Annotated in this window: 11 protein-coding genes; 4 read left to right on the top strand and 7 right to left on the bottom strand. The window is 39.4% G+C overall.

What is annotated here, in order from left to right:
* Window positions 1-4 precede the first annotated feature (4 nt).
* Together NOS7107_RS16425 and NOS7107_RS16420 are read right to left on the bottom strand one after the other, a co-directional pair.
* Window positions 5-493, bottom strand: a complete 489-nt coding sequence (locus NOS7107_RS16425; RefSeq protein WP_015114079.1) for a DUF3368 domain-containing protein — start codon at window positions 491-493, stop codon at window positions 5-7.
* Complete coding sequence (locus NOS7107_RS16420) at window positions 490-735, bottom strand: UPF0175 family protein (protein WP_011318184.1); 246 nt, start codon at window positions 733-735, stop codon at window positions 490-492. The genes NOS7107_RS16425 and NOS7107_RS16420 overlap by 4 nt, the downstream gene beginning before the upstream one ends.
* Window positions 736-832: 97 nt before the next feature.
* On the opposite strand from NOS7107_RS16420, the gene NOS7107_RS16415 reads away from it, so the two are divergent.
* Window positions 833-2311, top strand: a complete 1479-nt coding sequence (locus NOS7107_RS16415; protein ID WP_015114078.1) for an NB-ARC domain-containing protein — start codon at window positions 833-835, stop codon at window positions 2309-2311.
* A gap of 8 nt (window positions 2312-2319) precedes the next feature.
* On the opposite strand, the gene NOS7107_RS16410 is transcribed toward NOS7107_RS16415, so the two are convergent.
* Together NOS7107_RS16410 and NOS7107_RS16405 are read right to left on the bottom strand one after the other, a co-directional pair.
* Window positions 2320-2904, bottom strand: coding sequence for a Uma2 family endonuclease (locus NOS7107_RS16410; protein ID WP_015114077.1), 585 nt, complete (start codon window positions 2902-2904; stop codon window positions 2320-2322).
* A 105-nt stretch (window positions 2905-3009) separates the two neighbouring features.
* Window positions 3010-3648 carry a peroxiredoxin gene (locus tag NOS7107_RS16405; protein WP_015114076.1) on the bottom strand — a complete coding sequence of 213 codons (639 nt, stop codon included), beginning with the start codon at window positions 3646-3648 and terminating at the stop codon, window positions 3010-3012.
* A 352-nt stretch (window positions 3649-4000) separates the two neighbouring features.
* On the opposite strand from NOS7107_RS16405, the gene NOS7107_RS16400 reads away from it, so the two are divergent.
* From NOS7107_RS16400 to NOS7107_RS16390, 3 genes are read left to right on the top strand one after another with little or no spacing between them, the layout of a single operon-like run.
* Window positions 4001-5653 (top strand): VWA domain-containing protein, encoded by a 1653-nt coding sequence (locus NOS7107_RS16400; protein ID WP_253274448.1) that lies wholly within the window; start codon window positions 4001-4003, stop codon window positions 5651-5653.
* A gap of 48 nt (window positions 5654-5701) precedes the next feature.
* On the top strand, window positions 5702-6424 hold the full coding sequence (locus NOS7107_RS16395) for a hypothetical protein (protein WP_015114074.1): 723 nt from the start codon (window positions 5702-5704) through the stop codon (window positions 6422-6424).
* 8 nt (window positions 6425-6432) lie between these two features.
* Window positions 6433-7572, top strand: coding sequence for an extracellular solute-binding protein (locus tag NOS7107_RS16390; protein ID WP_015114073.1), 1140 nt, complete (start codon window positions 6433-6435; stop codon window positions 7570-7572).
* Window positions 7573-7652: 80 nt separating this feature from the next.
* Here the strand turns inward: NOS7107_RS16390 and hpsP are convergent, their stop codons facing one another.
* The 3 genes from hpsP to hpsL form a co-directional block, all read right to left on the bottom strand.
* Window positions 7653-8825, bottom strand: coding sequence for a hormogonium polysaccharide biosynthesis glycosyltransferase HpsP (gene hpsP, locus NOS7107_RS16385; RefSeq protein WP_015114072.1), 1173 nt, complete (start codon window positions 8823-8825; stop codon window positions 7653-7655).
* 110 nt (window positions 8826-8935) lie between these two features.
* A complete protein-coding gene (gene hpsN / locus NOS7107_RS16380) occupies window positions 8936-9958 on the bottom strand; it encodes a hormogonium polysaccharide biosynthesis glycosyltransferase HpsN (RefSeq protein ID WP_015114071.1) in 1023 nt (340 codons plus the stop codon).
* An 87-nt stretch (window positions 9959-10045) separates the two neighbouring features.
* Window positions 10046-11707: a hormogonium polysaccharide biosynthesis protein HpsL gene (gene hpsL / locus NOS7107_RS16375; RefSeq protein ID WP_015114070.1), complete on the bottom strand. Its 1662-nt coding sequence runs from the start codon at window positions 11705-11707 to the stop codon at window positions 10046-10048.
* Window positions 11708-11819 lie beyond the last annotated feature (112 nt).

Here is an 11819-nt window from a genome sequence, read left to right as displayed (position 1 = left end):
GCTATTAATCCTCACCAACAAGCTGTAAAACTCGATTGTATAAAGCTGCATCAATCCAAAACCCTGCTTGATTACGCAAAGCATCCATTAAGGGTTTGACTGTCGAAATCAGTCCTCGACTTTTCGCTTCAACTAAAATGCCTAAAATCCCTACATATCGAAGTTGCAGTCTATCAGCAATCAAACGACCACGACGCTCATCAATCAAAAGTTGATCCGCTTTGATTTCTAGTGCCAAAGCGATTGCTTCAGCTTCACCCTTATCTAAGTCATTTGCCAATGCTTCTACAACATTGTGATCGCTTACTTGACGAGTTTGAATCCAGTCAAAAGTTTTTACTTCAGTTGCACCTGCTACGGGAAATTCGGGATCAGTTAGTTCTTGGTAAACTGCTTCCGGAATAATCACAGTATCATATAGTTGTTGCAGTAGATTCAGGTGATTGATAGCTGCAAGATTGTTGATCGGTGAGGTATCGCTGACAATAATCATAACCTGCCCATATCCTGCAAGTTTTTGATGTCTTGTTCAAAATCATCCACCCCATAGTGAACCGGAATTTGACGGCTGGCAAGCAAATGCTGAAATGCAATCCGGTTCATCCCTGCCAAACGACTGGCTTGAGCAAGGGTGAGTTTATCTTTCTGAAACAGCATAACTGCAATTTCTTGTTTCAGTTCAGCATCAGTCATACGAGTTGCGGCTAAAATTTCATCAGGAATAACAATGCTCATGGCTGGATTTATCTCTACATAACTATTTTATTGATTTGTATGAGTAGAAATTTCTGTTAAGCCAAAATAGAGACGATCTGCTCAGTTAACTGAATATATGTCAAACTCGCTCAAAGCATCAACGACTGGACTGACAATTGTAGACAAGGCGCGAAAACGTCTTGGCTGGACGAAAACTAGTACCGCGCGTTGGTGGCAAGATGCTCACACTTCTAGAGCTACTTTACGGCGATTTTGGCAAGGCGATCGCATTCAGCAAGAAATTTTCATCGCTATCTGTCAGGCTGTTGGCATTAACGATTGGCAAAGTATTGCAGAAATCCCTAACGCAGACTTCGAGGAAACCTCTACTCAATACCTCGACTGGGATGAAGCACCTGATGTTGAAAGTTTTTATGGACGTAATCAAGAATTAACTCAGTTAGAAAAATGGATTGTAGGCGATCGCTGTAAACTAATCATCATCACAGGGATTGCTGGCATTGGTAAAACTGCTCTGGCTCTGGCTTTAGCTGACCGCCTTCAGTTAAAATTTGATGGTTTAATCTGGAAAACCCGTCACTCTACACCATCCTTAGTTTCCCTGCTAGATGGACTTCTCAACATTTTTGAGGAAGCTGCTGTTGATGATATTCCCCAAAACACAGCAAAACTTCTTCACCACCTACAACAGCGTCGGTGTTTGTTGATTCTGGATGGATTGGATGAGTCAGAGAAGCACTATCATCAATTTATCCAGCAATTAAGCCGCGCTCATCATCAAAGTTGCATTATTCTTACCAGTCGAGAACAACCAAACATCATTGAGTCAAATACAAAAACTGTTCGCAGCCTCACGTTAACAGGATTACCAAAAGCTGGGGCTGTGGAACTATTGCAAGCCAGAGGATTCACAGGTAAGGAACTCGGACTATCACCCCTGATTCAACTTTATCGCGGCAATCCTTTGGCACTCAAACTAGTTACGCCATTGATTCAGTCGGTGTTTGGTGGGAATATTGCGGCTTTTCTGAGTCAAAATACCATAGTAATTGGCGATCGCTTACGTGCTATTCTCAAAAAACAGTTTGAGCAACTGAGCGATTTAGAACAACATATTCTCTATTGGTTAGCGATTTGGCAACAACCAATCTCTTTTAGCCGATTGCAGACTCATTTACTCATTTCTCTTGATCCAGCTACAATTTTAGATGCTATTGTCAGTTTAGAAAAGCGATCGCTTTTAGAAAAATGGATTTGTAGTGGTGAACCTGCTTTTACCTTACAACCACTGGTGATGAAAATTGTTACTGATGAATTAGTAGAACGTACGACTCAAGAGATTATTCAAGTTGTGCAAAGTGGTGATATTTGTAATTTTAAAATTTTGCGAACCCATTGGTTATTACGTCCGGGTAGTGATGATATTGTAGGCGATCGCATTTTGCATCAACTACAAGAAAAACTCTTGCAGATTTATGGGGCAAATCTCGTACAAAATCTCCAGCAAATTCTATTACTTTTAAATGATAAATCCCCTTTAGCAATTGGTTATATTGCTTGTAATCTCACAACAATTATTAACCGATTAGGATAATAATATAGCTACCAAATTTTAGACATATTTAGGACAAATCCGGGTAATACAGGTTCACCGCTAACTGTATCAGGATTTTCTAAACATTCTTCTGATTGACTAGGACGATAAATATAAACTCGGTGATGTTTGCGGTCAATCAACCAACCTAACTGTACCCCTGGCTCTTGCATATATTCTGCCATTTTATCTTTGAGGGGTTGGAGATTATCGCTAAGCGATCGCAATTCAATGACAAAATCAGGACAAATCGGTGCGAATACCTGTTGTTGTTCTGATGATAAAGTATTCCACCGTTCTAGTTTCATCCAAGAAGCATCAGGAGAGCGTTTTGCACCCGTGGATAGTGTAAAACCTGTACTGGAGTCAAAACAAATACCTGTACCATCTTTTTCTGACCAAACTCCTAGCTGTAAAGCTACATTAAAGTTACGATTTCCTGTTTCTGAACCCGTAGGCGGCATAATTGAAATTTCTCCAAATTGATTACACTCAATGCGTAAATCTCGATTTACTTGACAGAAATCAAAGAATTGTTCATCTGTCATTTGCATTGATGGGGGTATTTGTATTAGCAAGGGAGATGACAGCATAATGCTTAGGTAACTGGCTTTATCTTTATTCTCACGCAAAGGCGCAAAGTCGCCAAGATAAAACTTTGCGTCCTTGCGCCTGATAAATGAAACCAATTTTCAGATTTACTTGTTAGGTTGAGGAGTTAACCGCAGATAGGGTTTGACGACTTCGTAACCTTTGGGGAATTTTTCTTTTAAGACTTCGGGGTCTTTGAGGGAAGGGACGATGACAACTTTATCGCCATCTTTCCAGTCGGCTGGGGTAGCCACGCTGTAGTTATCAGTTAGTTGTAGTGAATCAATCACGCGCAAAATTTCGTCAAAGTTGCGTCCGGTGCTGGGGGGATAGGTGAAAGAAAGACGCAGTTTTTTGTTGGGGTCAATGATGAAGACAGAACGCACTGTGACAGCAGCGTTAGCGTTGGGGTGAATCATGTCGTAAAGGTCAGAAACTTTACGATCTGCGTCGGCCAAAATTGGATAGTTGAGTGTGGTGCTTTGGGTTTCTTCGATGTCGCCTACCCAGCCGTTATGAGATTCTACATCATCAACGCTGAGGGCGATCGCTTTCACATTGCGCTTGTCAAATTCGGGTTTTAGTTTGGCAACTGTACCGAGTTCAGTAGTGCAAACAGGTGTAAAGTCAGCAGGGTGAGAAAACAGCACTACCCAGCTGTCACCTGCCCATTCGTAAAAATTTATGTCGCCATGTGTAGAGGCTTGTGTAAAGTTGGGTACTGTATCACCAAGATGGAGAGTCATGAGAGATTCCCTGTAGATAAAGAGGCAGATGTAGTCTACTTTGCCATCATCCCATAAAACATCGGTTTCCCTATCGACTTGTAGCTGTTTTTTACAAAATTTTTAATTTCTCAGCGTAGAGACAGGGATAGGAGCAGTATAACTAGATGAGGCTTGATTATTATACAGATATAATGTTTGTTTTTTGCACTCAATAAAGTTAACTGAAAATTAACTTTTATATCACACAATAGAATCGGAATATAACTTATTGCAGAGATTATTAAATCACTAATCGTTCTCGGAGAAGTGCATGATTTTTCAAAGGTCTCGGTTTCTGACGCAGCTTGTAATAATCTCTGCTGTAGTGTTCATGACGGGGTGTAACACTAACTCGACTTCTGACGATAATTTTACAGGGTTAAAAGTCAAACTATTGGTTGGTAGCGCGTTGGGAGACTTCTGTAACCAAGCGGCAAAAAACTTTAATGCTACACAACCAAAGCTAGATAGTGGTGCAGCTTTTCAGGTGAAATGCGAAGCACTGGGTAGTGGCGATGTTGTAACTGAGGTAGTGGCTTTAGCAGATCAATTGCAAAAAGGAACAGTAAAAGCTGATGCAGCAGATTTTCCCACAATTATTTCTCTGGATGGAGATATATATCAAAGTCAGTTAATTTACCGGATGAACCAAATTTCGCCGGGGAAAAATTACATTCCAGACATTACAGAATCTCCACTCATCGCTAACACGCCAATGGTATTTATGGCGCAAGCTGATGTCGCGGCTGGATTGCGAAAAGTTGCTGACCCTTATAAGGTGTTGGTGACAGCAAAAACTCACCGTGATATTGACCCAGCGTCACCACCGTTAACAGTTCATTATGTACATTCTGCGCCGACGCGTTCTAATTCTGGGTTGCAAACATTGGTAGCGCAATACGTCAGCGTTTCGGGTAAACGTCCCGAAGATATAACCTCTGCGGATGTGCAGAAGTTTCAACCCCAAATTCAGCAAATCCAAAGCAAAATTACTCGTTACGGTATTTCGACTAATTCTCTCGCCCAAGCAATGGTGAAGAATGGGCCATTTTGGGCTTCGGTTGGTTCGATGTATGAATCGAGTGTAATTGTAGCAAATTCAGGCTTACCACAGGGAAAGCAGCGTTATCAAGCAGTTTATCCCAAAGCCACATTTACTTCTAATATGCGGGCAATTGTACCCAATGCACCTTGGGTTAGCGCAGATGAAAAGGCTGCTGCTGAGAAGTTTATCACTTATTGGCGATCGCCAGAAACTCAAAAACTTGCCCCAGATTTGGGTTTACGTCCCGGAACGCCAGGGGTTGCGTTAGGTGCTAAATTCACACCCGAATTTGGTGTAGAACCCCAAGCTAAGTATGATTCGCTGCGTCCACCAAAGCCGGAAGTTGTGGACGCAATGCTGAAATCTTGGCAAGAATCAGTAAAAAAACCTTCGTTGGTGGTAGTTGTTGTTGATTCTTCTGGGTCAATGTCAGGGGATAAATTACCTGCTGTCCAAAATACTTTACAAAATTACATTAAAAACTTGGGGCCAAAAGAGCAAATTGCCTTGATTGATTTTGACTCGGTAATTCGTCAGCCTGTATTAGTAGATGGTACACCCCAAGGACGCGATCGCGGTTGGCAATTTATCAATGGACTCCGGGCTGATGGCGGGACAAATTTATATGATGCGGCTTTAGAAGCCAGAAATTGGCTACAGAAAAATCTGCGTAAAGATGCAATTAATGCTGTGTTGATATTAACTGATGGGGAAGATGCAGGTTCAAAAATTAAGCTGGATGAGTTAGAACAAGAATTGAAAAAAAGCGGTTTTGCAACTGACCAAAGAATTGGGTTTTTTACGATTGGTTATGGCAAAGAAGGAGAATTTAAACCTGATGTTTTGAAAGAAATTGCTGAGTTGAACGGAGGGTATTATTCTCAAGGCAATCCTGAGACAATTTTGCAGTTAATGTCAAATTTGCAGGTGGAGTTTTAAACCACAAATGAATACAGCAAGAATATTTGTTTGGTGAGGTGATATTTGATGAAATTAGTAAATCCACTTTATTATCCGTTAGCCGTTTTAGCTGGAGGAATATTTCTGTTTTTGGGTGTGCGTTTACTGCAATTGCCCAGCCTAGTGATGTTACCAGTCGCTTCAGGCATTACTGTAATTAGTGCAGGTTGGCTAAAATCCCGTGAACCAACATTTTTTGACTTAGCAAATCCCGAATTGGAACGAGAAATTAACGCCGTAAAACTAGCTACTTTAGGTTTAGTGAATCAATCAGAAAGCTTGCGTTTAGAATCTAAAAAAATCCTCACTGATACTTTTCAAATAGAACTTTTAGCAGCGGTTGAGATAAATTGCGATCGCACTGCTACATTCCCACCTAAAATAGACACCTTAGTTGGGAGTTTATACAGCAATACTCCCATACTTTCCGTCAGTTCATTACAACAGCAATTAATTGAAGTACAACAGAAACTTAATGCCAGTTCTGGTATTGCAAAAGAACATCTCAATCAACTTGTAGAAAGTCTCAAACGCAATCTTAAGTTAGCCCAAGACGGTGAAGATACGCGTTTAGTTAGAATGATTAACATTTCAACTTTAATTCAAGATTGTACGGGAATATTGCAAAAACTACAAACCAAATTACGTACTTCTGACTTAACTGATTCTCAACAAATTCATGAAATGCAATCACTCAGTGATGAACTGACAAGCTTATTAGAAAATATTGATTTATTAGTTCGTAAGTAAGCAAAATCATGCCAAGAGAATTAAAAAATACCCCTAAAGTGAAAGCACAGTCGAAATCATCAAAAATTGTTACTTCAGTTGCGATGATTATTGCAGCTTTGGGTTTAACTTATATTCCTCTTCCTGGTTCACAAAAAACTGTAATTGTTGTTAGTGGAACAGAACTACAAGAACCACTGCAAGAATTAGAAGCTAAATTTGAGCAGGCTAATCCTAATATTAGATTAGAATTAAAATTTCAAGGTTCTCAAGAACTAGTTAATAATTATCTTGACCAGAAGAATGATTTTAAACCGACCATATTAATTCCTGCTAATGGAGAAATTTTAACAGAATTAAGCGATCGCCTCCGCACCACAAATCCAACTGAACCTTTTTACGATTCTCCCCGACCACTAGCAAAAACCTTATTAGTGGGTATCGCTTGGCCAGAAAGGGGTAAAGTTCTCTTCCCCAATGGACGCTTTCAATGGTCAAAACTAGAACAAGCAATGCAAGCTGGTAACTGGGGAAAAGTTGGCGGTTCAAGTAATTGGGGTAGTTTTGATTTTGTCACGACTGATCCCACAAGGTCTAATAGTGGTCAGTTAACTTTAAACTTGTGGACACAATCAAAATTAGGTGGTGCTATTAACGCCGATAGTTTCAACAATTCATCTATACAAACACTATTTAGTTTAATCAAAAAATCAGTTTATCAACCACCTCGTTCAACAGATATTCTTTTGCAAGAATTTATTGTTAGAGGTGCTAATGATGCTGATGTCGCTACTGTATATGAAAGTGTAGCTTTATATCGTTGGCAACAATCAGCAGCCAGCAAAGGCAAACCTTACCAAGTTTATTATTTAGACCCATCAATTGAAACTACCGCCACCGCAGCAATTGTCCGGCGAGATGTAGATGCAGGTACAGCAAAAGCCGCAAAGCAGTTTTTAGACTTTCTCACCCAACCAGAACAACAAGCAGTATTTATCCAATACGGTTTCCGTCCAGTGAATAATAATGTTGATTTAAAAACTGTACCTAATAGTCCGTGGAGTCAAAATATTCCCGGTGCAGAAGTTAATCCGAGTGTGAAAATCCTTCCACCACCAGATATTCAAATAATTACAGAAATTCAACGCCAGTGGGAACGGGCGAATTAAGTAGGAGGCAGGAGGTATAATGCGAAACAATTCTACCTCTTCTTCTCTGCGTCCTCTGCGCCTCTGTGGTTCGATTCAAATTACTTGTTCAGTATCTGCTCATAAGCTTGAATCATTTGCCGAGCGATCGCATCCCAGCTAAAATGCTCTAAGGCATAATTTTGAGCATTTTGTCCCCGGCGTTGGCGTTCTTCAGGATTTTGCAAAGCTTGTTGTAATAACTCAAACAACGAAGAGACATCTGTTCTCCCAACCCATCCCGATTGACTATCGCTTACTTGCTGCCAAATATGCACTTGGTCAGAAATAACTACAGGTATCCCGGCTACCATCGCTTCAGCCACAGCAATACCAAAGTTTTCGTAGTAAGAAGGTAAAACAAATAAATCAGCTGCTTGCAGTAAACCAGCTTTTAACTCACCACTAACAAAGCCTGTAATGGTAGTATGCGATCGCAACGGTGAATTCTCAATTTGAGTTTGAATTTTTTGTTCATAATCTGGGTCTTGAGGATTTGTCCCAGCTAAAATAAAATGAAACTTGCAATCATTTGTCAAGAGTTTTTCTAAAGCCGGAATTAACAAATTCAACCCTTTTTTTGGGTCAATCCGCGACATAAACAGCACCAAAGGCAAATCTTCTGGTATACCTAACTGACTGCTTACTGCACTTGATGAAATTCTTTGCGTCGGTTTCACACCCAAAGGAATTACTAAATCTTTTGTATTGACTCCAAATCGTTCTGATATTTTTGCTTCTTGTTCACTAGTAAAATGAATCGCTGCTGCACTGGCTAAATTTTGCCGTTCAATTAACTCTATATACAGCTTTTTTAATTGTTTTTTCTTCTGTAAATCAGCCGGATCGAGAGTACCTAAAGGACGCAAAATATAAGGTAATTTTTGTTGACGACAAACAGTTGCCGCTGCACTACTAATAGGTGAAAATAAAGCATGAATATGTGCCAAATCAAATTCATTAGCATGATTTTTCAGCCAATTGAGTAAATCTAGCGAAAATTTATAACGACGAAATGGCGCACAGCGAAAATAAATAATTTCATAGCCATCTTGTTTAATTGGGCGATTTAAAGGTACATCTAAAGGTTGTTGACCATTATCGCCATTACTATCAGTTGTCAGAATAGTAACTTTTACACCCTCGTTTGCTAAAGCTGGAGCTAACCCTAATACCATTTGACTAGGGCCACCATAAATCAAAGAAATAGACGGAACAATTTGTAATATACGCATTTTTATTTAATAGTTTATTTTATGATTAGCCTATAGTTTTATATTATCGAGAGGCTCAGATCACCGACTTTTTCAAGAAGTCAGTGATCTAAAAATTGCAACAGTAATTTTCAATTAGCAGACATCGAAGTTTGCTTATCAACAACTAATATCTGTGATTGTTGATCCAACTTAGTGTAAATCTGCCCATCATCCCAGAGTGATTGAACTACACTAGATAAGGCATTGATAAAACCTAAAATATAGAACATAGCACGGGATAAAACAGCAACAAAAGAACCGCTTTTGTTACAAGGTGGATGTCCTAAAACCTGACAATCGAATAAACTAGCAGATAATTGTAAAAATTCACTAAAATTCAGGTTCTTCAACGCCATCAAAAAATTATTGTGATAGAACGTGAATTGATATTTGAGCGATCGCGTACTAATATCATGACAACCACCAGTTTCTTCACCTAAATGAATTAAATGGGATTCTGGGTCATACCAAATCTTATATCCGGTCTTTCTGATTCTCAAACAAAAATCAGATTCTTCCCGTACAGCACTACCACGAAATCTCTCATCAAATCTCAGTCCATACTTACTGAAAATCTCACGGCGAAATGACATATTGCACCCCCTAGCTGTTAGCACTTGTTGGGGTTTAACTGTATGTACTAAATCAAGATAATACCAAGCAATACCTGGATTCATCGCTTCGGGAGGTAGATATTCAATCTGTAAGTTTCCCCCAGATTCGCCTAACTTCATTCTGTCAAATACTCGCCCAGCGACAGCCCCAATTTCTGGATTTTGTAAATAATTTTTCGCATGAGCCATTAAAAACCCAGGCGTTAACCTCACATCATCATCAATAAATAAAATTATTTCTCCAGATGACCGCCGCACACCATAATTCCGCGCCCCAGGTAAACTAGCCCAACTCAAACGAAACCATTGAATTTTGCCTAAAGCAGCTACTTCTTCTAAATAAGTTTGAACTTCTAGCTGATGTTTTGGTGATTGATCTACTACCAAAACTTCAAAATGGGGATAATCTTGAATCAGAACATCAACAATACTATCCTTTAGCGCTTCCTCTCGTCCGTATGTTGGTATAATTACGGAAATTAAAGGCAAATCATTCATGTGATTGTATACTCAAATAAATTAGTTGTTTTGGTAGTAAAATTACCTGTGATGATATCTGTCACGGCCAAGATAATATCTAATCAATTAAAACTTGATTTGTGAACGTTTTTTCTTGGTTACTTTTTCAGGATCGGCATCTTCTTTTTCTTGTTTATCCAGTGCTGGTAATTTGAAGAGGACTCCCGCAAAAAACCAATAATATACAGCGACCGGATCAACGTCTAGAGGATAGTAGTAGGTGTTGTAGCTAATAAACAATATAAACACCCACATAGATGCTCCGTAACTGCGGAAATTACGGTTTTTTATCGAGCGATAAGTCTTGAACGCAGTAAATGTCAGGACATTAACTAAAGCGAAAAAACCCAACACACCAAAAATACCCACCTCATATAAGACTTTTGGATAGTATGTCTCTACTAACTTAGTCTCACCTAATGCACGCGCCGAGTTAGTCGCCCGACCTAAGCCACTTCCTATAGGGGTGTCAACGTTTTTCCAGTTTTCCTCAAATTGCTGGATGATAAAATCTTGCGGCGGTGAAGCATTCCAACGAACTAAAAAACTATCTAGTCGTTCTTGAACAACTACAGGGTTAGTCACAACTGCAATTCCCAAAATCATCACTAGCCCCACCCCAATAGGGATAAACCGTTTAAGGTTAGCAATTTGACCAGTGAGTAATAGCAGCATTACAAAGCAAGTTGGTACTAAGGCTAAAGCAATTCTCTGTCCAGAAACTACTGCGTTGACAAAGATTAAAGCTAAAGAACCTAAACTTGTGAGCCTCCACAAAACCGATGGGTCAGAAAAACCTGTAGCAAAAGCAAAAAAGGTGCTAGAAATTAAAAACCATGCCCATTGCCAAGGTGCCACAAATGTTCCTGGGAGGCGAATAATTCCTTGACTGGGACTGTAGACTAAAGCTCCGCCAAAATAACATCGGGCTTCAAGTGTGGCTTTAAATAAAGCAGCACCTTCTAAATTTCGTGTACCTTCACAAACCCCAACTACTAATAGTAGGTATTGGAGAAATCCTAGCCCACAGCAAATCAAGATGAGAACAATTTGTAAGCGAGTTAACAATAGAAAATCTTTTTTATCCCGAATTAGATAGTAAGCACAAGTAATTAAAGGCACATAACCTAAAAATACTTTTAAACCGAGAATTCCTAAGCCTATAGGTATTTCTTTAACTGGTGTTTGTAATAGCCCTACAGGCGGTGGGTTAAGTTGTTGTCCGCCATTAATAAATACCAGAGTTAATAGACTTGAAGCTAATACAAAATACAGAGGAATTTTAATTTGTTGGGGAACAACGAAAGGCAACTTCTGTTTGCGGCAAATTTGCCAAAGTGCGATCGCCACTGGGATATAAAATGAATCTTTCGCTAATTGCAAAATTGGACTATTGCCAATGTAATAAGTAATTGTTCCCCCAAAGGGAACATAAATCATAAAGCCAATTAAAGCTTGACGGGGATATTTATAAGAAAAAGACATCACTAGAATCCCTAAGACAGCCGGTAATGCTGCCTTAATTCCAGCGAATAAAAATAACAAAAAACCTAAAAATAGCCCTCCAGATAAGGATTTACTTAGCAAATCCATGAATTCTTTGCGGGCTTTAGTTGTTTGACGTTTTTGGGCTAACCTTTCTTGGAGGCTAAGAGTAGGTGCTTCCTTTTTTGCAGGCTGCTTTTTTGAGTTTTTGGATTTCTGGGATTTTGATTTTACTTTTGCCATAGCAGCGCTTTAGCCTATTAGCCTTTGTATAAAAAGTGCTGATTGTTGAGTCAGAAATACTACTTTCTAGCCTCTAGTTTCCTAGCGCTTTTTCTCGTTTTATAAAGGCTAC

The sequence above is a fragment of the Nostoc sp. PCC 7107 genome (assembly GCF_000316625.1).
In the GTDB taxonomy this organism is placed as follows: Bacteria; Cyanobacteriota; Cyanobacteriia; order Cyanobacteriales; family Nostocaceae; genus Nostoc_B.
The sequence above is the reverse complement of the archived record's forward strand: the minus strand, read 5'-3'. Positions and strand labels throughout refer to the sequence as shown.